The 25,235-nt window shown below is 57.5% G+C and carries 17 protein-coding genes, 1 tRNA gene and 1 pseudogene; 7 read left to right on the plus strand and 12 right to left on the minus strand.

The features are described from left to right. Positions 1–151: 151 nt before the first annotated feature. On the plus strand, positions 152–1,672 hold the full coding sequence (locus ASG39_RS04450; protein ID WP_082476946.1) for an NAD(P)H-hydrate dehydratase: 1,521 nt from the start codon (positions 152–154) through the stop codon (positions 1,670–1,672). A gap of 23 nt (positions 1,673–1,695) precedes the next feature. Here ASG39_RS04450 and ASG39_RS04455 read toward each other — a convergent pair whose 3' ends face one another. Together ASG39_RS04455 and uvrA are read right to left on the minus strand one after the other, a co-directional pair. Beyond that, the gene (locus ASG39_RS04455) at positions 1,696–2,496 is read right to left on the minus strand and encodes a DUF72 domain-containing protein (protein ID WP_062593136.1); all 801 of its coding nucleotides are present in this window, start codon (positions 2,494–2,496) and stop codon (positions 1,696–1,698) included. Positions 2,497–2,552: 56 nt separating this feature from the next. After that, a complete protein-coding gene (gene uvrA, locus ASG39_RS04460) occupies positions 2,553–5,474 on the minus strand; it encodes an excinuclease ABC subunit UvrA (RefSeq protein WP_062593138.1) in 2,922 nt (973 codons plus the stop codon). Positions 5,475–5,770: 296 nt separating this feature from the next. On the opposite strand from uvrA, the gene ASG39_RS04465 reads away from it, so the two are divergent. The 3 genes from ASG39_RS04465 (at position 5,771) to ASG39_RS23645 (ending at position 7,898) form a co-directional block, all read left to right on the plus strand. Continuing rightward, the gene (locus ASG39_RS04465; protein ID WP_062593140.1) at positions 5,771–6,304 is read left to right on the plus strand and encodes a single-stranded DNA-binding protein; all 534 of its coding nucleotides are present in this window, start codon (positions 5,771–5,773) and stop codon (positions 6,302–6,304) included. 260 nt (positions 6,305–6,564) lie between these two features. Further along, the gene (lexA, locus tag ASG39_RS04470; protein ID WP_062593459.1) at positions 6,565–7,281 is read left to right on the plus strand and encodes a transcriptional repressor LexA; all 717 of its coding nucleotides are present in this window, start codon (positions 6,565–6,567) and stop codon (positions 7,279–7,281) included. Positions 7,282–7,313: 32 nt separating this feature from the next. After that, the gene (locus ASG39_RS23645) at positions 7,314–7,898 is read left to right on the plus strand and encodes a hypothetical protein (RefSeq protein ID WP_156468004.1); all 585 of its coding nucleotides are present in this window, start codon (positions 7,314–7,316) and stop codon (positions 7,896–7,898) included. Between the two features lie 269 nt (positions 7,899–8,167). Here the strand turns inward: ASG39_RS23645 and ASG39_RS04480 are convergent, their stop codons facing one another. From ASG39_RS04480 to ASG39_RS04490, 3 genes are all read right to left on the minus strand, one after another. Further along, positions 8,168–8,506, minus strand: coding sequence for a hypothetical protein (locus ASG39_RS04480; protein ID WP_062593143.1), 339 nt, complete (start codon positions 8,504–8,506; stop codon positions 8,168–8,170). A 755-nt stretch (positions 8,507–9,261) separates the two neighbouring features. Next, a complete protein-coding gene (locus ASG39_RS04485; protein ID WP_062593145.1) occupies positions 9,262–9,573 on the minus strand; it encodes a hypothetical protein in 312 nt (103 codons plus the stop codon). A gap of 403 nt (positions 9,574–9,976) precedes the next feature. Beyond that, positions 9,977–10,948, minus strand: a complete 972-nt coding sequence (locus ASG39_RS04490) for a DUF535 family protein (RefSeq protein WP_082476914.1) — start codon at positions 10,946–10,948, stop codon at positions 9,977–9,979. An 87-nt stretch (positions 10,949–11,035) separates the two neighbouring features. Here ASG39_RS04490 and ASG39_RS24390 point away from each other — a divergent pair. Further along, positions 11,036–11,264: pseudogene (locus ASG39_RS24390) on the plus strand (transposase); the annotation flags it as partial. Positions 11,265–12,342: 1,078 nt separating this feature from the next. Here ASG39_RS24390 and ASG39_RS04500 read toward each other — a convergent pair. The 3 genes from ASG39_RS04500 to ASG39_RS04510 all read right to left on the minus strand — a co-directional run bounded on the left by ASG39_RS04500 (position 12,343) and on the right by ASG39_RS04510 (position 15,479). Next, a tRNA-Cys gene (locus ASG39_RS04500) sits at positions 12,343–12,416 on the minus strand. 292 nt (positions 12,417–12,708) lie between these two features. Continuing rightward, on the minus strand, positions 12,709–13,614 hold the full coding sequence (locus ASG39_RS04505) for a 3-hydroxyacyl-CoA dehydrogenase NAD-binding domain-containing protein (RefSeq protein WP_062593151.1): 906 nt from the start codon (positions 13,612–13,614) through the stop codon (positions 12,709–12,711). A gap of 584 nt (positions 13,615–14,198) precedes the next feature. After that, positions 14,199–15,479, minus strand: coding sequence for an SLC13 family permease (locus ASG39_RS04510; RefSeq protein ID WP_244481112.1), 1,281 nt, complete (start codon positions 15,477–15,479; stop codon positions 14,199–14,201). Positions 15,480–15,601: 122 nt separating this feature from the next. On the opposite strand from ASG39_RS04510, the gene ASG39_RS04515 reads away from it, so the two are divergent. Further along, complete coding sequence (locus ASG39_RS04515) at positions 15,602–16,522, plus strand: LysR substrate-binding domain-containing protein (RefSeq protein WP_062593155.1); 921 nt, start codon at positions 15,602–15,604, stop codon at positions 16,520–16,522. Between the two features lie 293 nt (positions 16,523–16,815). Beyond that, positions 16,816–17,910, plus strand: coding sequence for a site-specific integrase (locus tag ASG39_RS04520; protein WP_062593157.1), 1,095 nt, complete (start codon positions 16,816–16,818; stop codon positions 17,908–17,910). Between the two features lie 31 nt (positions 17,911–17,941). Here the strand turns inward: ASG39_RS04520 and ASG39_RS04525 are convergent, their stop codons facing one another. From ASG39_RS04525 to ASG39_RS04540, 4 genes are read right to left on the minus strand one after another with little or no spacing between them, the layout of a single operon-like run. Further along, positions 17,942–19,129, minus strand: coding sequence for a GIY-YIG nuclease family protein (locus tag ASG39_RS04525; protein ID WP_062593159.1), 1,188 nt, complete (start codon positions 19,127–19,129; stop codon positions 17,942–17,944). Beyond that, complete coding sequence (locus tag ASG39_RS04530; protein WP_062593161.1) at positions 19,122–21,188, minus strand: DEAD/DEAH box helicase; 2,067 nt, start codon at positions 21,186–21,188, stop codon at positions 19,122–19,124. Before ASG39_RS04530 ends, ASG39_RS04525 begins: the two co-directional genes overlap by 8 nt. Then, positions 21,185–22,366: a hypothetical protein gene (locus tag ASG39_RS04535; protein ID WP_062593162.1), complete on the minus strand. Its 1,182-nt coding sequence runs from the start codon at positions 22,364–22,366 to the stop codon at positions 21,185–21,187. Before ASG39_RS04535 ends, ASG39_RS04530 begins: the two co-directional genes overlap by 4 nt. Beyond that, positions 22,363–25,113 carry a DNA methyltransferase gene (locus ASG39_RS04540; protein ID WP_062593164.1) on the minus strand — a complete coding sequence of 917 codons (2,751 nt, stop codon included), beginning with the start codon at positions 25,111–25,113 and terminating at the stop codon, positions 22,363–22,365. The genes ASG39_RS04535 and ASG39_RS04540 overlap by 4 nt, the downstream gene beginning before the upstream one ends. Positions 25,114–25,235 lie beyond the last annotated feature (122 nt).

The raw sequence follows: 25,235 nt of genomic DNA on the forward strand, positions 1-25,235 counted from the left end.
CATGATATTTGAGCGCCAAATATATGCAGATGCTCAGGAATTGGTCAACACGCATTCCTGCGAGACGCTTGATTTCCAGCTTTCGCCTCTTCAGTGTAAGAGCAGGATCACGCATTTTTGCGGAGGTGGCAAGATGGGTTTCGAGACGAGCATGGCAACCTGGATCGTGACCCCGGAGGACATGGGAAAGGTGGACGCGGCGGCCGCCGCATCCGGCCTCTCATCCTTCGGCTTGATGCGCGCCGCGGGCTACGCGGTCGCCGCCGCGGCGCTGCGGCATTATCCCGACGCGATCCGCTTCGTCTGCCTCTGCGGCCCCGGCAACAACGGCGGCGATGCGCTTGTCGCGGCGGAAGCGCTGGCCGACAGCGGCGCAAGCGTTGCGGTGTTTCTCCTGCAAGACGCCTCGCGCTTCAGCGAAGATGCCGCCACCGCTTTCGCGCGCCTCTCCGTCGCCGGCCAGACCATCGCCGACTATGTCCCCAGCACAGGCGATGTCGTCATCGACGGTCTGTTCGGCGCGGGACTCTCGCGTGCCGTTTCGTCTGAGGTCGCCGATTTGATGAAGGCGGTTACCTCTGCGGGACTGCCGGTCGTCGCGATCGATCTGCCATCCGGGATCGACGGGAGATCCGGCAACGTTCTCGGGGCGTGCTTTCAGGCATCGCATACGGTCACGTTCATGACCCGCAAGCCAGGACATCTTCTCCTGCCGGGACGTTCAGCCTGCGGCGCGCTCGAGGTCGTCGATATCGGCATTCCCAGGCGAATCCTGCAAGCGCATCGGCGTGCGATTGCCGAGAATACTCCGGCGCTTTGGGCGGATGCCGTGCAGGCGCTCGATCCGTCGGCGCACAAGTACCGTCGGGGGCATCTCGTCGTCTTCTCCGGTCCGGCGAACAGCAGCGGCGCTGCGCGGATGAGCGCAACGGCGGGCCTCTCCTCGGGTGCTGGTCTCGTCACGATGGTCGCGTCATCGCAGGCGATGTCGACGCTTGCCGCGCATCTGACGGCGGTCATGCTGAAGCCTGTCGATAGCGAGCCGATGCTGCACGATCTCCTCGACGACAAGCGCCTCAACGCCTTCGTGCTCGGGCCGGGCTTTGGCGATGCCGAGCGGGCCCGGATGATCGTTGCAAGCCTCTGCGAGCGCTCGCTGGTGCTCGACGCGGATGGGATCACCGCCTTCCGCGAGGATCCGCAGGCTCTGTTCGCGGCTTTCCAAGGCCCGGTTCGTCTCGTCCTGACCCCGCATGACGGCGAATTCGCCCGTCTTTTCCCGGATCTCGGGTCGGACAAGACGCTCTCCAAGATCGATCGCGCGACCGAGGCGGCCCGGCGCAGCAATGCTGTCATCGTCCTCAAGGGCTCGGATACCGTCATCGCCGCCCCGGATGGCCGGATCGCGATCAACGCGAACGCCCCGCCCTGGCTCGCAACGGCCGGCTCGGGCGATGTTCTCGCCGGCATCATCGGCGCGCATCTGGCCCAGGGCATGCCCGCCTTCGAAGCCGCGGCAAGCGCCGCCTGGCGTCATGGCGCTGCCGGGCAAACGGCGGGCGAGGGGATGACGGCCGAAGACCTGCTCCGTGCGATCAGGCCGCTGCCGCACAGACCATGGCGGTCAGACCATAGCGCTCAGACAAGCAGCGAAAACGCTGACAAGACATAGGCTCGCAGCCGGATCTCTTCCTGCTAAGCGAAACGCTTCTGCAATTCGATGGCGCCCCTGGGTGCGTTGACCTTGCCCTCGTGAATGAAGAAGGCGAAGACGTCTCGCGGATGGTGTGGCACGGGATCGGCCAGCAAGGGCAATCCCTCCGCAACACCGCCGGATCTCCAGGTTTCAAGGCGAGCCTGCCATTCGGAGAGGCGCTTTTCGTCGTAGCAGGTCTCGATATCGTCGCTGCCCGTCTGCAGACGTGCATAGACGAAGTCAGCGCTCACGTCCGCGAGCAGCGGATACTCCGCGTGATCGGCGCAGACGATGGCGACGTTGTGCCGTCGCGCCATCTCGACGAATTCCGGGGTCTGAAACGAGACGTGGCGCACCTCGATGGCGTGCCGCAGGGCAAGCCCGTCCTGCTTTTCCGGCAGAAGCGCCAGAAAAGCCTCGAAATCGGCAGCATCGAACTTCTTCGTCGGCATGAACTGCCAGAGGATCGGCCCGAGCTTGGCGCCGAGTTCGGTCAGGCCCTGCCCGAGGAACCGGGCAATCGACTCGCCGGCATCCGCCAGCACCTTCTTGTTGGTCGCAAAGCGGCTCGCCTTCAGCGTGAAGACGAAATCATCCGGAACCTCCGACGCCCATTTCGCAAACGTCTCCGGCTTTTGCGAGCTGTAATAGGTCCCGTTGACCTCGATCACCTGCAGCGCCTTGCCGGCAAACTCCAGCTGCCGCTTCTTCGCAAGCCCCTCGGGATAGAACGTTCCTTCCCACGGATCGAACGTCCAGCCACCGATGCCGACACGGACCTTACCCAACTTACCGCTCATGATGCCAACTCATCGCCTGGATCCCTTTCCCTTCGCCCAATTCCCTGCCTCGCGGACTACTCGGCCGCGACAGCTTTGCGGACCGGACGACGCTCCAGCAACTCCTTCAGGAAATGGCCGGTATGCGACCGCTTCTCCTTGACGATCTGCTCCGGCGTGCCCTCGGCCACGACCTGCCCGCCACCATCGCCGCCCTCCGGACCGAAATCGAGTATCCAGTCGGCGGTCTTGATGACCTCCAGATTGTGCTCGATCACGACGACGGAATTGCCTTGGTTGACGAGTTCGTGCAGCAGTTCCAGCAGCTTCGCCACATCATGGAAATGCAGCCCCGTCGTCGGCTCATCGAGAATGTAGAGCGTGCGTCCGGTCGAGCGCTTGGACAGTTCCTTGGCCAGCTTGACGCGCTGCGCTTCGCCGCCCGACAGCGTGTTGGCCTGCTGACCGACCTTGATGTACCCGAGCCCGACCTCGTTGAGCGTTACGAGCTTGTCGCGCACCGCCGGCACGGCTGCAAAGAACTCGACGCCTTCCTCGACCGTCATGTCCAACACGTCCGCGATCGACTTTCCCTTGAAGGTCACATCCAGGGTTTCGCGATTGTAGCGTTTCCCATGGCAGACATCGCAGGTGACGTAGACGTCCGGGAGGAAGTGCATCTCGATCTTGATGACGCCATCGCCCTGGCAGGCCTCGCAGCGACCGCCCTTCACATTGAACGAGAAGCGTCCGGGCTGGTAGCCCCGGGCCTTTGCCTCCGGCAGCCCCGAAAACCAATCCCGGATGGGCGTAAAGGCGCCGGTATAGGTGGCCGGGTTCGAGCGCGGCGTCCGGCCGATCGGCGACTGGTCGATATCGATGACCTTGTCGATATGTTCGAACCCGTCGATGCGGTCGTGATCGGCCGGAATTTCGCGCGCGCCCATCACCCGTCGCGCCGCCGATTTGTAAAGCGTTTCGATGAGAAAGGTGGACTTGCCGCCGCCGGAAACGCCGGTCACGGCCGTGAAGACCCCGAGCGGGATGGACGCCGTGACATTCTTCAGATTGTTGCCGCGGGCACCGACGACGGTCAGTTCCTTTTTCTTCTTCGGCTTGCGCCGCTCGGCAGGCACCGAGACAGAAAGGTCGCCCGAGAGATATTTGCCTGTCAGAGAAGTAGGGTGATCGATGATCTCCTGCGGCGTGCCGGAAGCCACGACCTGGCCGCCATGAATGCCGGCAGCCGGACCGATATCGACAACATAGTCGGCCGTCAGAATCGCGTCTTCGTCGTGCTCGACCACGATGACGGTATTTCCAATGTCGCGCAGATGCCGCAGCGTATCGAGAAGGCGCGCATTGTCCCGCTGATGCAGGCCGATCGACGGCTCGTCCAGCACGTAGAGCACGCCCGTCAGGCCCGATCCGATCTGCGAGGCGAGCCGGATGCGCTGGCTTTCGCCGCCCGACAAGGTACCGGAATTTCGCGAAAGACTGAGGTAATCCAGCCCGACATCGTTCAGGAAGCGCAGGCGATCGCGAATCTCCTTCAGGATCCGAACGGCAATCTCGTTCTGCTTCTCCGTTAGGCGGGCGGGCAGATCCTCGAACCAATCCCGCGCGACGCGGATCGACATGTTCGTCACCTCGCCGATTTGAAGCCGGTCGATCTTGACGGCCAGCGCCTCGGGCTTCAGCCGGAAACCTTTGCAGGCCGGGCAGGGGGCTGCCGACATGTAACGCTCGATCTCCTCGCGCGCCCAGGCCGATTCGGTTTCTTTCCAGCGCCGTTCGAGGTTGGGGACGATCCCTTCGAACGTCTTCGTGGTGTTGTACGAGCGTGCGCCATCCGCATACTGGAACACGATCTTTTCGTCCGTCCCGCGCAGGATCGCCTTTTTCGCAGCATCCGACAGATCCGCCCAGGTGCTGCTCAGCTTGAAGCCGAACGCCTTGCCGAGCGCTTCCAGCGTTTGATTGTAGTAAGGCGACGACGATTTGGCCCAGGGGGCGATCGCCCCGTTTTTCAGGGTCCGATCGTGTTCCGGAACGATGAGGGCCTCGTCGATCTTCTGCTGACTGCCGAGGCCGTCGCAGGTGGGGCAGGCACCGAACGGATTGTTGAAGGAAAACAGCCGCGGTTCGATCTCGGAAATCGTGAAGCCGGAGACGGGGCAGGCGAATTTCTCCGAAAACAGCACCCGCTCATGCGTCTCGTTGAGCGATTTGTTCGCGGAGCCGCCGGCCGAGGTCTCCTTCTCGGGCAGAGGCTTGTCGGCAAATTCGGCTATCGCAAGACCATCGGCCAGCCTGAGCGATGTTTCCAGACTGTCGGCCAGCCGCGCAGCAATATCGCCGCGCACGACCAGGCGATCGACCACCACATCGATATCGTGCTTGTATTTCTTGTCGAGCGCGGGGACATCGGCGATCTCGTAGAACTGGCCATCGACCTTGACGCGCTGAAAGCCCTTTTTCATCAGCTCCGCGAGTTCTTTCTTGTACTCGCCCTTACGGCCCCGGATCATCGGCGCGAGGATGTACAGGCGAGCGCCTTCCTCCATCGCAAGGATACGGTCAACCATCTGGCTCACCGTCTGGCTCTCGATTGGCAGCCCGGTCGCCGGCGAATAGGGGACACCGACGCGCGCGAAAAGAAGGCGCATATAGTCGTAGATCTCCGTCACCGTTCCCACGGTCGAGCGGGGGTTCTTCGACGTCGTCTTCTGTTCAATCGAAATTGCGGGCGAAAGACCTTCGATCAGGTCCACATCCGGCTTCTGCATCATCTCCAGAAACTGGCGCGCATAGGCCGACAGGCTCTCGACGTAGCGCCTCTGCCCTTCCGCATAGATAGTATCGAAGGCGAGCGACGATTTTCCCGACCCGGAAAGGCCGGTCATCACGATCAGTTTGTTGCGCGGGAGATCGAGGTCGATACCCTTGAGATTGTGCTCCCGCGCACCGCGGATCGAGATGGTCTTGAATTCGCTCATGGTCAAACGCTCTGTATGGGGACGAAGCCCTTACTTAAGATCAATACTTCATATGTCGAGCCGGCCTCGGGCGAAACCGCAATTCGAACGTCCCGGTCCGGGCAGGCTCGTTGAGCATCGGAAGCCCGGCGCGTGCATGGTTGACAGGATCATAACGAAGAATTAGAACAAATAAAGAACAAATTTGCAAACTGTTGTGGATTGCCGCGGGTCGAGGGCGAAAAGCCAGATCCAACAGCGTAGGCTTTGCGCACATTGCGGGACGTTGGGCCGCTTTCAGGAGACAGGACAAAGAGATGGCTGGTAGCGTAAACAAGGTGATCCTCATCGGAAACGTCGGGGCGGACCCGGAAATCCGGCGGACGCAGGACGGAAAGCCGATCGCGAACCTGCGCATCGCCACGTCCGAAAGCTGGCGCGACCGAAATTCGGGCGAGCGACGCGAGAAGACCGAGTGGCATACGGTCGTCGTTTTCAACGAGGGCCTGTGCAAGGTCGTCGAACAATATGTGAAGAAGGGCGCCAAGCTTTATCTCGAAGGCGCCTTGCAGACACGCAAATGGCAGGACAAGGACGGCAACGACCGCTATTCCACCGAAGTGGTGCTTCAGGGCTTCAATTCGACGCTGACCATGCTGGATGGCCGTGACGGCGGCGGCGGTAGTGGTGGTGGAAACCGTGGGAGTTCGGATTACGGCGGGGGCAGCGGACCGAACTATGGCGACGATTTCGATCGTCCGGCCCAGTCGTCCGGCGGTCGTTCGGGCGGCAGCACCGGCGGGGCGAGCGGTGGCTTCTCGCGCGATCTGGATGACGACATTCCGTTCTGATTCCGTCTTGGACACCGAGTGTCAAATAGCCTTTCCGCCGTTGCGAGCCTGCTTGCGACGGCGTTTCTTATTGCCGGAGCGATGAACGCTGATCTCAAGGTCTGTCCTTTCGGAAAGGACCTCGCCGCAAGCAACGCATCTGAACGAATTCGCCTTTTCGTCGATGAACGGTTCACTTCGGCGGAATGGCACTTGCAGAACACATGAGGAACATATAACACTGTTCTTGCTTTGTTTCGTGACTTTGGAGTCGTTTGATCATGCTGACCCGCAAGCAACAGGAATTGTTGATTTTCATTCATGAGCGCATGAAGGAATCGGGTGTTCCGCCATCGTTCGACGAGATGAAGGATGCTCTGGAACTGGCCTCCAAGTCCGGCATCCATCGGCTGATCACGGCGCTCGAAGAGCGTGGCTTTATCCGGCGCTTGCCAAACAGGGCGCGGGCGCTCGAGGTGATCAAGCTGCCGGACGCCTATCTCGCGTTGACACCGCCGAAGCGGGGGTTTTCACCGAGCGTCATTCAGGGAAGTCGCCCGTCCTCTGTCCCGGAAACACCGGCGAAGGCTGCCATTGGCATCGGAAACGATAACAGCGTCTCCGTTCCGGTTATGGGTCGGATCGCTGCCGGGGTGCCGATTTCCGCTATCCAGAACAACACGCATGACATTGCCGTTCCCGCCTTCATGCTCGGCAGTGGCGAGCATTATGCGTTGGAAGTTCGGGGGGACTCGATGATCGAAGCGGGCATTCTCGATGGTGATACCGTCATCATACGGAATGCGAACAGCGCCAGCCCGGGCGAGATCGTCGTGGCCTTGGTCGATGACGAAGAGGCGACCTTGAAACGCTTCCGCCGCAAGGGAGCCTCTGTCGCTCTGGAGGCGGCCAACCCGGCCTATGAAACGCGGATTTTCGGACCGGACCGGGTCAAGGTTCAGGGGAAGCTTGTCGGCTTGATCCGCCGCTACCAGTAAAGAGGATATGGTTTTCGGCGAGGGGTGGCCGATTGGAGGCGTCGGTCTTCAGGGCAACCATCAGTTTCCCTTGTCCGGAATTCCTCGTCCTGTCCGCTTCGATATTGACCTTGCGCCGTGCATTTCATCAATGCGCGGTTTGCTTGTTTTCTCATGGAGTGGCCTTTTTTCCGTTGCTTTCGTTCGACAAGGATGTTGACGGGAGTTGCTATTCTCGAAAGCGTTGGGGAGGCGAAGAGCGTACTCGAAGCGGACGCAAGCAGTCAGCTCGCGAGATGCATCGGCACGCGTTTTTCAGAGAAACCTGCACGATGGAGAAGCAGATGGAACTGCTTGCGGACATCGGCGTTAACCGGCCGAACGCTGCGGAGACCGAGATGCCGGGAACATTGGAAAGTTTTGAAGTTCTGGTCTTCGACGATCGCGAAGGCGAGATTTCACAATCCGATCGACCATTGAGCGTCGAGACCGCCGATGAAGCCTGCGCGTTGGCCAGTCGTCTCGCACGCGGACATGCGGGCACGGCGGTCGTCTCAAGGCGGGGCAACACGGCGATCGGCGAAGCCGGCCCAGCCCTCGTTCTTGAGCGGCATGGTCGGATCGGCGATTTCGACTGAAGATCGCTGATCACGTATCGCTGGCAATGGCGCCGTACCATCTCTTTTTAAGCGCAGACCGTGCGCAAAGGATCACGCTATGAGAATGATTTTCGTCGGGATGCTGGCATCCGTCCTCAGTATCCTCGTGATCAAGTACGCCAACAACGATCTCGGCAATGGCGTTCCCATGACGACAGTTGGAGCAGCCAGCTCACTCTAAAGCCCAACGTCTGTCGGGCTGCTTCTATTCTTCTTGATTTTGGCACCCTTCGATACAATGGCGTCGGCTATTCGTGAATGGTATAGGATCCCATCTCGCACAGGTTTTGCTTGTCTTCAGTTGTCGCCAGGTCCGATCCTTCTTCGAACTCGAACCGCAGGTCGTAGTCGCAAACGTCGCGTCCGTCCGCGATCGTCAGTTCGATCGTCTCGCCAGGACTGAGCACCTGCTCTCCGAAGACGTCCCCCTCCCAGTCGCTGACGCCGACGGGTGACGTATAGAATCGCGTGAGAACCGATTGCGTACCGTTCTTCAGCGTGAAGACAAGATCTTCCGCTTGCGCTGGGTTTGACAAGAACGTGACGCTCACCAAGAGGGCGCCTGCAATGCTGGCCTTTGTTGTCATGTCGTCTAATCTCCTCCCCAGGAAATTCAAGTGCGTTCGTTCGAAATCGCTAATCGAAGGATAGCGAAGGTCTCATCACATTCAACCAGTTTGTCGCGCACCTGTCCGGGATGACGGCTATCTCTTTTTGACGTTGCAATCGTGCAGGCACTGTCGCGCCGTCGGGACGCTGGGGCTTTATGCCGTTGACGAAGCAGCGCGGTCCGGCAAATTTCACGAAAGGGGGGAAGTTCGCAGCATCTGGCCGCGGCGAAATGACGAAATCACTTCCGCGCCATCCCGCACAGGCGAGGGCCTGTCGTCCTTGTGAAAAGGGAAAATAGTGTAAAGGGAAAATGGACGGCCGCCGTGATCTCGTGGCAGCGACGTGACGTCAATCTGTCGCCCGACCCCGTTCTAGAACCAACGGCAGTCGCGTCCGGCGCCCTTGTGACAGAATCGATCTCTCCCGTCTACTCTGCGATTAGGCAGGGAATAAGAGCGCCGCATTTGGGGTGATCGGCATCCAAACGGGACCCCCATCTGCGAATGGAGTTAGAACAGCCACCGTTTTAATCGGAGGCTTTTTTGTTGTGTGGCGATCCCGTCGGACAGCACAGTAACGATCACGGTTAAGCCGATATTATGTGCTTTCCGCCAATGCGGCCATGTTTGAACACCGCAAACGACGGGGTTTGCAGTGATATTTCAGTGCCTACATCAGCTTCTTCCACCGTCATTCCATAGTAGTTCTCGGCATCTATAGCTCTAGCCTTTTAGAAAAGGCTAATTTTTACAATTCCGGCCTTCTTAAATGATATATCCATCGTATTAATTTTGGTCTCAAGGTCAACGGCGGCGACGAATTTGTGTTTGTGCGTGTTTACATCCGCAGCAAAATTACGAAATCCAGCATCACCGCCAGCTTCGATAATATCCATACTCCAGTAAGGCTGAAGAAAATCTAATATAAAATTGTCTACGTCTGGTCCAAGCTTAAGAGGCAGAAGATTTCGTACAGCCTCGCCGCGAGATTCGGACCAAGGGAAAATCGAATGCTGTTTCTTTTCAGAATATATCGCCGACATATATTCTCGTATTGCTTGGTTAGATGAATGTTTAATATGGATTGCCGCTTGATTGACGTGCTGCTCAAATTTTCCTTTTTCAGGCTAATTTACTTTGGAAAAAAAATATAGTGAATATCTATTTTTATTTATTTCACAGTAGTGAAATATGGGTATCTTTGCAGTGATATTCCCATATATTCTTCTTTTTGAAATTTCAATGTCAGCTCAGTTGATCAAATTGAATGCAGAATAAAATTTTTCGTCGCTTTCGACTGTCATTGATATTCTCTGTGGTTGATGACTGATTTATTGTTTGAAAGCGTATATTCTGATGCTCTGCTCGCAAATCTACCAATTTCTGAGATAGAGTAAATCGGGCGAATAGTCCGCCATTCCATCATCATCGGCTTGGATCCTGTCTTCAGACCGGCTCGACCTTATCAATCTGGATTGTAGCAGGGTCAGAGAGCCGATTGCCCAAATCCTGTTTGAGCGCGTCGATCAAGGCCAGCTTTTTACGCCGAGCTTGACGCCTTTTTGCCGGGATGTCGGAGTCGTCGCGCACCGGCGCAACGAGCGGAATATCAAAAAAGCCGTCGCTTCGCAGCGTACCGCCACGTTCCCGCCAGAGCGCATCATAATCGAACATCACCGGATCGGCATAGCCGGCATCGCTATGAGCAAATGCCGTCTGCCCGTTTCGAATCCGATCGGAGACGCAGAGGATCCTGCTGACATTTGCGCTTTGGCACAGCGCGCGGAACATTTCGACGAGCATATCCTGTGGCCGCGTGCCACCAGCAGCTTTGGTGAAGGCTCGGTTGTGCAGGAGAGCATCCTTTCCGCTGCCGCCTTGGATCCCGCCAACGTAAGCCGTTCGATCTCCATTTCGCTCGCGTGCCAACGTGAAGACGATCGCAAAGATACGCTCTTGCCGGTCCATCAGGCTCAATACAAGAAGACCTTCGCGAAACAACCACCGCGCGGAGTCCAAGACGAGCAAAAACGAGGGACCGATCCGGTCCATGGTCATCAGGGTAGCGGCTTCGTTCGGCTTGATGTCAAATGGCCGTCCGATCAACTCCATCAGATCGCAATGATCAATGATCCGACGAAACCGCTCTCGAGCCGTCCAATGCGCGGCGACGAAACGGACACGGAGAAAACTCCATATTTCCGGCCTTGCGGCAACCAGGCGTTCCAGCATGCTGTCCCGGCGCGCGTGGATTAACGCTGACAATTGCCGCCAGTGAAAGAGAGCTGATGCACCGTAAAGCAGCGGCAGTCCATAGGGACGATACCGGCGAACGAAAGCCGGCAGCCATCGGAGGCTTGCGTATCGAGTAAGCTTCGCTGGTTTAACCTGTTCATCCGTCAAGACAGATTTTGCCATCAGCTTCCTTAAAGCCCGACCGAAAATTGAGTTAAGCTATTTCAGTAGCTTGTGATTCACCGGATTTGCGAAGACCACGAGGATCACATCGGCTGGACTGAAACCGCTCGGCGCCAACATGACAGAAGCAGGCTGCGCTATGCAAGCGGCCGCACCGATGAGGCGTGGGCTGTCGTCCGGCCATTATGATTGAGGCATACCTCCAAGGTCGGACGCCCGCGCATGCACAAGGCGTACCCTGTGGAATGCGATCCAGTATATCGCATCGACGGGGTGCCAATGGGCGCAACTACCCAAGGATTTCCCGCCCTTCACGAAAATGGGCCGCCACCCGGTGCAGGTGACGGCTGATTTTTAGGTCGTTGGGAAATTCCACTTTGTCTGTGGTCTTCTGAGTACGGCTGAACTGGATGGAAAGTTGCGAGTGCAGTGCACATGCAAAGTTTTTATTTCGCACTTGCACAACGCCACCCGATTATCGTCTGGTGGGGTAACCTTGCTTGAGTTCTCCGTGCATCTTGCTGCTTCGGAGACTGGCTGAGCCGTTGCCCGGTTACAGTCTCCGCGGTTCTCCCAAGACGTGAAATGCGCGCCCGCTCGCCTTGATCGGCAAGGGGGGGCTTTTGCGTTTCTGGAGTGAGCATCTCCGGCGAATAAGCCTCGCCGTCGGACCTAAAGACCGCGCCAGATGACCGCTAGAAGGCCGAGCGCTGGACAAGCAGACTACCTGTCGCACCACCTATTCCCCCAGTTGTCTGGCCAAACTCGCGCCAACCCCTCCCGTATCAGCGCATGACCTGCATCACGCCCGTCTTTGAGCTTGATCCGCAAGAGCTTGCGACGCTCATAACGCCGGATATCGGCTACCGTCACTTTCTGGCCGTAGACCAAGAGCTCTTCGACGGCGTCTCGGACTGCCTGTGGCTTGGAAGGGGCGGCAAGCTCGTAAGTGGCCGAGGCGTTCAAATCGGAACCGTGGTTCCATTTTGTGCCGAACACCTCAGCTACCTCCATCATCTTTCGCGCCGTTCGATCGTTCATCTCAAATTGCGCCGCGATCCACGGAAGGAACATCCCATGAGGCAGTCTTTTTTCTGGCGCCTCAGAGCCAGGCCGATTGCAATGATGCTTTGTGCCGCCGCAAGTGCGTCTTGATCAGCGTAGCGTGTTCCCGGACCGAGGCCTCGTGGAACGAAGCCCCAACAAGTCGCCATGAAATTCCACGCGTCTCCAAGGCTTGTCCGCGCCGATATGCCGCCTCGACCACTTGGGAGAGGAATCCCGAACCGATGAAGTCCTGTGGCTGCGCCAGAGTCCCCAACGAGCCACTCGCTGAGATTGGCAGCCATCGGAACAACAAAGAAAATGAGAGCTAAGTGATTGTGATAATTGTTTGGAGGCCTCGCCCGGAATTGAACCGGGGTGCAAGGATTTGCAGTCCTCTGCGTCACCACTCCGCCACGAGGCCTCTTCGGGTCGATCAACGAGCCTTGGCCAGCGTTTAGAATGATCCTAGATGAAGCGCAAGAGGTGGGGTCTGATTTTGCTATTTTTCTTGGGCCGACTGCAGGAGAATCCCGGAGAAATGTCGCCATGCTGGAGCGACAAATTTAAGGGGATGCGATCGCGCTACTCGCCTATATCATGGGCAACAGCGTATCGGTCCTGTCACCGGTGCGCGTTTTCCGTGATCCCAAGGCTAAAGCCCAACGACGGTCCGGCGCCACCGGACCGGCGTTGAATGGACTTGAACGCCGCTCTTATTTGAGAAATTCCGCATGGCGGAACGCGGGATCGGGGTAGCGGTAGAAGCCTTGACCGCTGGCGACGCCCAGCTTGCCCTGATCGACGAAATTCTCCTTGAGGTAAGTCACGATCGGCAAAAGTTCCGTCCGGCCACCGTGCTCGGCCATATGGCTCAGCGCGTTGTAGACGGTACCGATGCCCATCATGTCCACCATGCCGATCGGGCCCATTTCCATAGCCGTCCCAATCATCCAGACGCGATCGACATCCTCGAACGAGGCGACGCCGCGGGCAACGAGATCGAGGCCTGTCGTCACGAAGGAGGCGATCAGCGAGTTCGAGATATAAGCGGCATGTTCCTTGGCGATCAGGATCGGGACCAGCCCCATCCGACGTGAGAAGGCGACGATCTCATCGACCAGACCGGCGTCCGTTCCCGGGTGCGGCATGATCTCGAACATCGGCCGTGCCCAGATCGGCCGTGCGACATGGCAGGCGAGGAAGCGTTCGGGGCGGTCGGTGAACGCGGCGATCTGGCTTGGCAGCATCGTCGATGTGTTGCTCGTAAAAAAAGTCTTGGCCGGGCAGTGAAGCGACAAGCCCTCATATGTCTCGCGCTTGACGTCGATCGCCTCTGTGACCGACTCGCTCACGAGATCGACATCGACCGCGGCTTTCGCCAGATCGGTCTCATACGTCAGGCGCGACAGTGTTTCTGCGGGGCTGACCGTCCCCCACCAGCCCTCGGCAGCGAGAGCGGTGGCGAATTGACCATGACGCTCGCGCGAGGACTCCAGCGATCCCTGAGACACATCGTACATGACAACGTCGAGGCCGCGCGCGGCAAAATAGAAGCCGATCTCGGAGCCAACCTGACCCGAGCCTGCGATGAGTATCCTTTTGATCGTCGTGTTTTCCATATTCGGCTCCTCCCGAAATTGCATTGTTGTGTCGCTGAACTGTCGAAATCGGCCAGCGATGTCATCAGCCTTGTGAGGCTCATCCGTACGCCCAAAGCGTGTTGCGATCAGTTCCGATTTACTTTCGGCGCTTTAAGTTCTTGATTTTACGCCTGTCGTTATCGCAAAACCGCTACACACTCGGCGCGACAGGCCTTGGTCGCTTTTCCCGAATGTGAGGGTCCCCCGGTTCCTCATCCAGATTGCCGTGCCTATCCGGCGTTCATCTGGCGGCAATCTTGACCGCGACGGTAATATATTAGTCCAGCTTCAGTTAGCCAAGCGATATCTAAGGTCCGCGCTCACCGGTTCCGCAGCCACGCCCTGACCTTGGGCCGGGCATCCGCCGGGGGACACGACCAAATGATTTCAGGTCCTTGTCAGGAGGGCGGGTGTTCGAGCTCTCGCCGAAGGTAAATTTGATCGGATGACGTCTAACGTGAGCCCGTGTTGTCAGGTCCAGCGGCAGAGCGCCTTCGAGATGGACTTCGGCCCAGTGTCGATATGGGCCCCGTGTGCTTGACCTTTGGATCGGCGACCCGCGACTATCCATGCATCAGCCCGAGCATTCGAAACCACAAGTAGTCGAGGGGCACGAGCACAGCGAATGTCAGGGTGGCAAGCGTCAGACACAGAATGATCCCGTCGCGGGCCGGCACCTCGCCCATGCCCATAGCGACGACGATGGGCGATGCCTGGTACGGCAAGAGCGGCGTCGCGTACCCGATGACTTGCACCATCAGCACTGTCAAAAGAGGCAGGCCTGAGCCATCTGCCAGTGTTCGGGCGAGCGGCGTGTACAAGGCGGGTACGCCGTTGGCAGTGACGACGAAGTTGAGCGCAGTGTTCAGACCCACCAGCGTGCCGAAATTCGACGCAGGCCGCTCCGGGTCCAGCGGCAGGACCGCGAGAAGAAACCGACCGATCATGTCGCCAAGGCCGGTATGCGTGACAAATGCCGCGAGACCCAGAATGCCGGCGATGTAGATACAGGTGCGAAAATTGACACCGGACGCGAAGTCTTCACCGGTCAAGAAGCCGATGCGTGGCAGAAGGCAAATGCAGGCTGCCGCAAGCCCGATCCACGCCGGTCCGATTCCATGGAGGGCATCGGTCATCCAAAGCGCCAATGTAGCGAGCAGGAGGAGTCCGAGCCGGATCTCCGGCAAGGTTAGAGACGATGACGTCTCTATGGTCGCCGGCCTTTTCGGCTGGGCCGGAAAGAGAAAGCAAATGCAACCGACCAGAACTGTACCCTTTAGCAGGCCGAGCACCGGTGCGTGAAGAAGCAGATAGGGAAGATACGAAAGGTGGATGCCGAACGTTGTTTCCGCGGTTCCGGCCATGACAAGATTAGGGACGTTGGCAGGCAGGATGCTGGCCGATAGCTGAAATGTGCCAAATCCGACCGCGAGGGCTAGCCCGATGCGACCGCGACCACCATCTGCCAGTCCGGCCCTGTCCGCCAGCGCCATGACGACCGGCATCAGCAAAGCGATACGACCCATGTTGGATGGCATGACGAACGCGAGCGCGTAGGTCAGCAGGACGACGCCGCCGACCATACACAGCCAGGAGCCGCACAAATACGTGGAGAGAGAGCGGGCGGCGCGATCGGCCAAGCCGACTTTGCGGATCGCGGCACCGAGGACAAAGCCGCTGAGCACCAGCCAAAAGGCGGAAGATAGAAACCCGGCAAAGACAACGTCAGCCGGCGCAGCATTCAGCACCATGGCGGCGGCAAAAAACAACAATGCCGTAAGGTATTCGGGCAATCGTCCCACCGCCCAGAGGCCGACAGTGATGCTGACAAGCCCGACTGGCAACCAAATTTCTTGCACCGTGCCCTCGCATCTCCGACTTTCCCAGATACGAAGGATGGAGCAAGTCATGACCTTTGAAAATCTGCGATATCTGATATCATCCTTCGTCAAACCTAAAGGATCTCATGCGTCGCCTTGATCTCAACGATCTCTCCTTGTTCCGGCATATCGCCGAATCTGGCAGCATCACCGCCGGCGCTGTGCGTGCGAACACGGCTCTGGCCGCTGCCAGCACGCGGCTGCGCGGTGTTGAAGATATTCTGGGAACGCAACTCATGGCGCGTAGTCGCCAGGGTGTCACGCTCACGAGGGCCGGCGAAGCTCTGCTTCTACATGCCCGCAGCCTGTTGGCCGAGGCGGACCGGATGCACGAGGACATGGCGACCTACGCGGATGGAACGGGCGGCCACGTCAGGCTCTTGTCCAACACCAATGCGCTGACCGAATTCCTGCCGGCAGCACTCGGCCGTTTCCTCGCAGCCTTTCCTGGTACGACGGTGGACCTTCAGGAGCGCTTGAGCGACGAGATCGTCGGCCTCGTCGCCGAAGGGATCGCCGACCTCGGTATCGTAGCCGGAACGGTCGATACCGGCACGCTTCAGGTGTTGCCGTTTCGGTCGGATCGGTTTGTGGTCGTGCTGCCACGCGGCGACCGCTTTTCCGATCGATCGTCCCTAGCCTTTGTCGACGCACTCGATCGAGATTTCGTGGGCCTCGATCGCGCCAGTGCCCTTCAGCGCTTCCTCATTGGTCGCGCCGCTCGGTTCGGACGCAGACTGCGGCTTCGCGTCCAGCTCCGAAGCTTCGACGCCGTATGTCTCATGGTCGAAGCCGGTGTTGGCATCGGGATTGTGCCGGAAACGACCGCCCGACGAGCGGCGCATACGATGGCAATCGGCACTGTCCCCCTCGCCGACGAATGGGCGCTCCGCGATTTGCGCATCTGCATCCGTGACCAGGCCAGCCTGTCCGGCAGCGCCCGCCGCCTGCTCGAGCATCTTGTCGAACCTGTCGGAGGAATTCTCGAAAGCGATACTTCCGCTTGAGCCGCACAAATTTTTCCTGAACCTCCGTGGCCCGAACGTTGGTCGCCGATCATTGTGAAGGGGCCAGCTTCGTTGCCGTTCGAAGATTCCGTGCGGCAATCGGCGGTGTTCGCGCACGATAGCGTACCTTAGCGGACAATAGGCGGGGATGGCGGAAGAGGTGGGATTCGAACCCACGGTACGGTCTCCCGCACGCCGGTTTTCAAGACCTGTGGGATTTCGTTGATTAACTTGCATATTTCGGCATTTTCTGTGTAATGTTGCAGCATTGTTGCAGAAAATGAGAAATCTCGATGGCAAGCATCACGAAACGCGCAGGCAAATGGACGGTGACGGCACGGCTCCCGGACACGTTTAAGGGGCCATGCAGGTCCCGCTCGATCTCAAATACCTTTAAGAACAAGCGTGATGCGCAAGTATGGATCGACGCGACGGAATCTGCAATGCGGCTCGGGACGTGGAAAGACCCTCGGCTCGATCCAAAACCAGGTGCATCGAAAGGATACTTCGATCGCCCCTTCAGAGACGCTATTGCGGATTACAGGGACAAGGTGACACCAAGGAAAAAAGGGGCCGCTCAGGAGTCGGATATGTTGAACATGTTGGCTCGCGAGGACTTTGCGGCAAAGACTGTTCGCGAGTTGAGCTCTGATGATTTCGTCGAATACCGCGACAGGCGGCTTGAGGAGTTCTCCGAAAGTACGGTGCGAAACAACCTCAACACCCTCAGCTCAATCTATCGGTGGCTCATTCATGAAAAGAAGGTGCCAGCTGAAAATCCGATAGCCGCAATGCGGAATTTTCAGTTCGGAATACCTCAGCCCAAAGGTCACCGCGAGAGACGACTTACCCCGGGCGAGGAAGAACGCATTTGGGAGCAGCTGAAGGGGGAGACGCCTCAAAACAGGCAATGGGCTTGCCTGTTCCCGCTGTTGCTGGACACAGGAATGCGCGTAGGCGAAGCCGATAGCATCTTGGCAGAATGGGTCAACGCATCCAAAGGCTTCATTAGAATACCGAAAACGAAAAATGGTGAAGCTCGGAATGTCGCCCTATCTGACCGAGCATATGAGGCTCTCGCTGTCCTTGCGGAAGGTGAGCCCGACGACGCCAAGGTGTTTAAGTTTACCAAAGACTCGCGGGACCACGAGTGGCAGAAGATAAGGGAGGCTGCTGGCTGTCCCGACCTTCGCATCCACGACCTGAGGCACGAGGCACTCAGTCGGATGTCTGCGAGGCGCGTTGATCTGAAAACGTTGATGCGGCAGTCTGGACACAAAACCGTAGCAGTTCTCATGAAGTACATTAACCCCACCGATGAGGAACATCGCGAGAATCTATTCGGCAAACCCGAGAGTAGCGGAAGCCAAGACCACGCAACCGCATAACGGAGGGAGTTCTCGGCCACTCCGTGCGCCCTCAACGCCGTTGAATCGGCTCCAACATTGCCCCAGCAGGATTGTATTCATACCCCGTGATCGACCCATCCTTTACCCGCGCGACCACCTCATCAATGATCTGCAACGGCACAAGATACCATTCCTTCGGCTTCACTGGATTGCCGAAACGGTCCTGAATCGTCAGATCGAGTCGGGCAGGCGAGAGCACCCGATGGAGAACGTTCTCGAGCCTGCTGCGGTTGATGTTGAATAGTTTGTACGTCGCCACAACCTCAACGTCAGCGAGCAGGTATGTGGATTCCAAGGCGGCATGCGCGATCCGTGTTTCGACGTTACCGCCTGTCACGCCGACCTTGTGGATCAAGTCCCGGTGGGCGGCGACTTCAGGATGATTAGACTTGCTCCGTAACACATAGATCGTGCCGCTCTCCAGGTCATCATTCTCGACAGCCCCACCGAACAATGGCCCGGCATTGGGGTCGGTGATTCGACGTCCGGCGTCGTCCTTGTATAGCGCCCGCTGGAATGACCTGAGGAGGAGGTCGCTTTCGGTGCCATTGTCGAAAACCACGCGAAGCCGCCGATCCAGCCGACCGTAGTCCGTTCTGAATTCTTCGCCCATGTCCGCGACGAATGCAATCTGACCGCCGAGGATAAAGAACTCGCCCTTCTTCACGTCAGCGTCTTCACCAAACCGCCGGGTCTCGCGGGCGGCCCTGTCGAGGTCATCCTTAACGCGGGTAAACAGCGATTTGAAGAACTCGAAGTCTACGCATGGCGTCCTATCCGCCACCTCCTCGGCAGCACGGACTTCCGCCCGCGGCTTCACATGGGTGAGGTTTGTAAGGTCCACCTCGCCGACCGGCTCGACGCCCAGTTCGGCAAGCAGGGCGTCGTCATCGAGGTCTTCATTTTCACCCGTGGATGCTGGGTCGGCTGCCAGCAAGCCGTACCGGTCGAATTCAAGCAACAAGGCGCAGCAGTCCTCCTGCGCGCGCAGCCTATCGAGTCGCACGGCATAGAGGCGCTCGAAAATATCGCGATCCTCACCGTGCAGAGGCGCACGCCCGTGCTCCTCACGGAAGCGCACAATGTCTTCGAATCCTGCAATAATCCGCTCGTCGCGGGGCGACCTGGCGTTCTGCTTTTTCGCCTCTGGCGCTGCCCCGAGTTCGGCGAGGAGGTCGTCGTCTGAAATGTCAACCATTCTTCTGCTGCTCTACGTGGTGCTTGAGAGCGACCACACCTTCTGCCATGCGCTTTTCCCATGCGTCAGCCGACGTGATGTCCGGAGCGCGGCCACGCTCCTGCATGAACTTCCGAGCCCGTAGGGCAAGGTCTCGGGCCTCTTCGTAGGGAATGCTGATCTTCTTGGAGGCGATGACCGCGGCGACCTGCTTCAGGGTCTGTTCGCTCATAGATTTCGCGAGGATCGAATAGGCAGCCTCGAACGGATTGATCCTGTCGATCATATCGATGTCGAGATTCCGAACGTCCATCGCGAATTTCCGGACCCCGTCGATCAGGGCCGATCCGCCCGTCAATTGCCCGGAGTCTTCCAATTCTGCCGCAACCGCCTTGGCCTTCTGCGTCAGGTTCAAGGCGGCAATAGCATGCTGCCGAATGGCTTCCTGATCGACGTCACTCAGGTCGGGATAACGATCCTTGACGATCTTGCCCATACGGACCTGGGTCAGCTCCTCAGGCACTGTCTCGTCATCAAATAGGCCTTTCTCAAGCGAAGGCTTGTCTTGAACGAAGGCCGTGATGACCTCGTTGAGGTCTTCTTGGCAGATGCGCTTGGCTTCATTGCTCTGCGGCGTGACAAGACCATTGATCTCGAAATGGAATTGACCGGTCGCTTCATTGAAGCCGACGTTCGTCCCCTTGGGATTGTAGCCGCCGTCACCATAGTCGAAGTCAGGCAGAGGGCCGCTGTCTGCATTCTTTGGCGTGAAGTTGAATTTCGGCGCGAGCACCTGCTCCATCAGGAGGCTGGCAGCGATTGCCTTCAGCGTGTCGTTGACGGCGTCCACAACCGCCTCTTCGCTGGCATCGGGTTCGGCGATCAGGTTGGTGAACCGAGCAGACGTCTTGCCCGGCGCGTCACGCGTGGCGCGGCCAATAATCTGGATGATCTCGGTCAAGCTGGCGCGGTAGCCTACTGTCAGCGCATGCTCACACCAAATCCAGTCGAAACCTTCCTTTGCCATACCGAGGGCAATGATGATGTCGACATGATCGCGGTCGTTTTTGTGATTGGGGTCTTTCAAAGCCGAAACGACCTTGTCGCGCCGCGCAGGTTCATCGTCGACAAGGTCGGCGACCTTGATAAGACGCCCTTCAGGCAGCCGCACCAGATGGAAGCCGGTGGTGCGGTCTTCACCCTCCCAGGTGCCGAGCGCGTCCATGATCTCGTTGACCTCTTTCACCTTATCCTTCGTGCTCTCCCGAGAGTTGACGTTAGGGATATGCACGATGGTCTTGAAAGCGGGGTCGAGGACTTTGGTGATCGCGTCGAGATATCGGCCGCTATAGAAGAAATAGCCGATATCCAGAGACTTCAGATGGTCGTAGCCATTGAGCTGTTCGTAATATGTGTAGGTGACGGTCACGAACTTAGACTCGTCCTGAGGAGCAAGTACGGCCTCGGCATCGCCACGAAAGTAAGACCCCGTCATAGCGACGAGGTGGACGCGGTCGCGAGACAGAAACTGTCCTAGCTGTGCGCCGAGCTTGTTATCCGGATTCGAACTGACATGATGGAACTCGTCGACGGCGATAAGGCAGTCATCGAATGCTTCGATACCGAGCTCTTCAACTGAGAAGCGGAACGTCGCGTGCGTACAGACCAGAACCCGATCCTCGCTCTCAAGGAACTGCCCGACAGCCTTAACCTTAGACTTTGCGACGGACGTATTCTCGATGCCCGCGACGTTGCATAGGTTCCATTGTGGCTTCACCGTCCAGTCTGCCCAGAACCCATACCGCGACAGTGGCTCATCGGCAAAGCTGCCGCCGATCGATCGTTCTGGAACCACGATGATGGCCTTACGGACATTCTGATTATGAAGCTTGTCGAGGGCGATGAACATCAGCGCCCGGGATTTGCCAGAGGCGGGCGGTGACTTGATCAACAGGTATTGCTCGCCGCGGTGCTCATAGGCACGCTCCTGCATGGTGCGCATACCAAGTTCGTTGGCCTTGGTCGAAGCACCACTGCCTGCTGTGCGCATGGAAACTGAGGGGATGGTCTTTCCGGTCATTTCACAAATTCCTTGGCGGCTGTGTTTCCGACTTCCCATGCTTTGGTGACTTGGTCGGGGTGAGCGAGGAAGAATTCACCGCCGAGTGATCGGGAGCGTGGAGCTTCACACAGTACGGTTTGCATCGCCTTCTCGCCTGCTAATGCGTGGTCGGATGTTGGATACGCATCAATGCCTTGATCCGCCCCAGAGTGGAGAAGCTCCCATCCAAAGCTGAAGTTCGGAAAGGCGGAATTCAATGTGTCGCGTCGCGTCTTCGGGCTGCAGGAAAAGCCGGCTTTGACGATGATATGCCCGTTGGCCTGCTTCCCGAGGAAAGCGTCTGCGTCCCCCCGGAGCTTTAGAATATAGAGGTGCTTAGGTCCCTCGGCCTCACGCACGGTGAAACCACTTTGCGAAACAGGGCCCGCCTTACTCGGCGCGAGGATATGACGAGCGCCAGCTGGTGCCGACTGGATCACCGCAGACGCACCAAAAACCGCAACCTCTTGGAGGTCCAGTTTCAGGATGTTTTCAGCCTCTCTCGGGGTCAGTCTTTCACCTCGGGAGCCAATGTGCTGCCACGCCTCTGTGGCAGTGGCGTCGGGCGCGAACTCCCTGACCGGCATCCGGGTCTCCGGCGTTACGCGCCATGCGCGCTCAACCTTTACAGCATAGTCCCATTTGCCCTTGCTATCCGGATTGGCTTCCTTCTTCCGCCATTCCTCCGGGGACATAAACTGCTTCGCATGACCCGTCACGTGCGAGCATTGCAAGACCCCAATGACGTTTCCGCGCTCTGCTTCTGAAGCTTTACTTGCACCATAGATGACGACCAAAACACCGGGCGCACTGTTCTTGATGAAGCTTTGTCGAGCGCTCTCAAGTGTGAAGCCTAGAAAGCCCCAGTTCCACGGACCGAAACCGTAAAAGCTCGTCAGCCACACGTTTGGCGGTTTTGAACGGATCGCCTGCATTGGAAACATGAGGTCGGATGTTCGGGCATGCGCATTCTCAAAAGCCCGAACCGAACCATACGCTTCAACCACCCGCGACTGCTGGGCAGGCATCATCTTCTCTTTGCGTTCGGGCCAGCCGTGAACCTCGAACATGTTGCGATAACTGCCGTAGTACTCACGGGCAACACGGGCGATCGCCTTCGCATCTCCACCAGGCTTATAGCTCCTTTCGGCATTCACTTGCGCACCGCCTTTTGCTTGACGCCGTCCGATGCAGTCATTTTGGTGTAAAGCTCAAAGAGCTTTTCTAGGCGTTCGGTGTCATTCCGGAAGCGCCGTCCGATGTAGATGCGCTCCAAAGTCTCATCATTGCGCTGATGGGCAGCGCGTAGATTTTCAGGCATGGAATCAGGGTCATAAAGGCCTGCGATAGTGGCTGGGTAATGGGCCTCGCGGGCAAGTAGGATTTCCTCGCCGCAATTGGTGAGGTCAAACTTGTTCTTCTCAGTCAACGGGGGAACAGGGAATGTATTCCAGCCGAGTGTGTTTGAATACCTAAGATCGGTTTTCAGCTTCCCGCAAACAGTCCCAATCCAGACCATATGAAGTCGAGACGACAAGACAGCCAGATTCCATATTGGCGCATCGTACAGCGCGTACGCCTGATTTGTTGTACCTGTCCGTCCTCCGAAAAGCGCTGTGGGAAGAAACTCTCTTGTCTCAGAACAGATAGTTGGCGCGATAATTGTCATTTCGCGAGCAAGATTTCGATCTCTAAATTGGTGAGGTCGACCGACGAGCGCGTTGTAGCTCGGGTCAGGACTCTCCTGACGAGTCTTTCGCACCAAATCTATACGCTCACTCACGAATCCGTTCGATAAAGCAAATTCGAGATCGTCATCATCGATCCATAGGCAGTAGCGCTGCAGGCCACGGATAAATTCCTGAGCGCCATAAAGTGGGATAATCAGGCGTTCGAAGCGCGGATTATCTTTAATTAGAGCGTCCCGCTCGTTACGATTTAGTGTAAGAAAATTTCCATCTCCGGGAAGATTCCCGTAGTTCATCTTAGATAACGCAGAAATGGGACTGCTGCGCATTTCGACCACTTTAGCCTCAGAAGGCAAAAGATACGGATTTATCGTTTTAACCTCGTGACGCTGTTCGTCATCAAAAATATATTTACGAACGCGAGAGCGGCCGATGCCTAATATAACGCACGTCACACCTGCGTTGGCAGAAGCGTTGTTACTCCAAGGGAACGAACGATGAGCGAAATTAATTTCTAATCCCATTGAGAAAAGATGAGGCCAATAGATCGGAATTTGGGTACCTTGGGCAACGGAATTTGTCGTTACAAAAGCGAATTCTCCAGAATTCCTTTTTATGTAATCTGCAGCTTTTTCAACCCAACAAAAAACGTAGTCGAGCGACGCGCTGGACTTTAAATCTTTTAATACCGTCTTGATCTCGCTTTTTTGCTCGGCTGACTGATTTCTGCGACCAAGATATGGCGGGTTACCGCAGATATACGTTTCACCACCTTCATTCTCAAAATCGATTTGCGCCTGATCAAGAGGCGTTTGGAATAAGTCATCCCCGTGTAGCTTCACGCCTGTGCCGGTCGGCGGACAGACGCTGAACCAGTCTAGGCGCAGCGCATTGCCACAGACGATCCAATTCTCAGCATCTAGCGGCAAGAACTCGATAAGTGCTTCCTTCTGCCCACGATAGAGAACATCGCACTGATATTCGGCAATTATCAAAGCGAGGCGGGCAATCTCAGCCGGAAAGTCGCGCAGTTCGATCCCCCGGAAATTCGTGAGGGGTATCTCTGTTCGTCGGTCGGGCTCGCCGCGGCGCTTGTTAATCTCCGCCTCTATCTCCCGCATCTGCTTATAAGCGATGACCAGAAAATTGCCGGAGCCGCAGGCTGGATCGAAGACTCTGATCCGGGACATTCGGTTCTTGAGGTTCAGCAGTTTGCGCGCGTTATCACCGGCATCCGCCAGCTTCTCGCGTAAATCGTCGAGAAAGAGAGGATTCAAAACCTTCAGGATATTCGGCACGCTGGTGTAGTGCATGCCGAGTGCCCCACGCTCGTCATCGTCTGCAACGGCCTGAATCATAGACCCGAAGATATCGGGGTTTATGAGTTTCCAGTTCAGGCCGCCGATATGCAGCAAATAGGACCTGGCAATTTTGCTGAATCTTGGGACCTCAGTGCTTCCAGAAAAGAGGCCACCATTGACGTAAGGAAAACCGTTCGCCCACCTTGGAAGGTTTGCCTGAGTTCGATCCGCAATCTTCGTATTCATGGCCCTGAAGAGGGTTCCGATGACCTCATGTGTATTGGAAGAGTCGCGGTCGCTCATCTGATCGATAGTGGACGTAAACACACCCTCACCATTGAAAATGTCTGTATCCTCGGCAAAGAAACAGAAGATCAGTCGCGCCATAAAATGGTTCATGTCGGGGCGACGTGCTGCGGCCGCCCACTCGGGGTTATCCTTTAGGAGCTCCACATAGAGCTTGTTCAAACGTCCCGTGGCCCGAATGTCGAATGAGCTCTCGCGGATTTGCTTGACCGTAGTGATACCCGCCAAAGGAAGGAAGAACCCGAAGTGATCCGGGAACTGCGGGTAGTCGCAAACGACCGTCTCCCCGCTCGTCAGGTCTTCGGCCTCAAAGGCGACGCCATCGGTTGCGAGAATGAACTTCGCCTTGTTGGATGCGGTCTTCGGGCTGGTGCGTAGCGCCACAAGCGTTTCGCCTACCTTGCTTTCGGCACAGGTGGCAATGTGGATGTTGCTCTTTTGCAGGACCCCGCCCGCAACATCAGACGCATTCGCCGAGGCAGTGCGCAGCCGCTTGATCGTGGTTTCCTTATTGCCAAAGGCCGCAAGAAAGGAAAACGGAAATTCCGCAGTGTCAAACGGCTGACCAGCAAGCGCTGATACGGCTTCTTCGATTTCGACGGCATTCATACGACGTCTTCCCCCACGCTATGCTTTTGTTCTGCCTCATCACTGTTGGTTGAGACAGGAATTTGACCGATTTCTAACCAAACAGAGTCGAGTCGTCATTGATCAATCGGCGTCTTCCATTC

Source organism: Rhizobium sp. Leaf371, from assembly GCF_001424045.1.
Lineage (GTDB): Bacteria > Pseudomonadota > Alphaproteobacteria > Rhizobiales > Rhizobiaceae > Ferranicluibacter.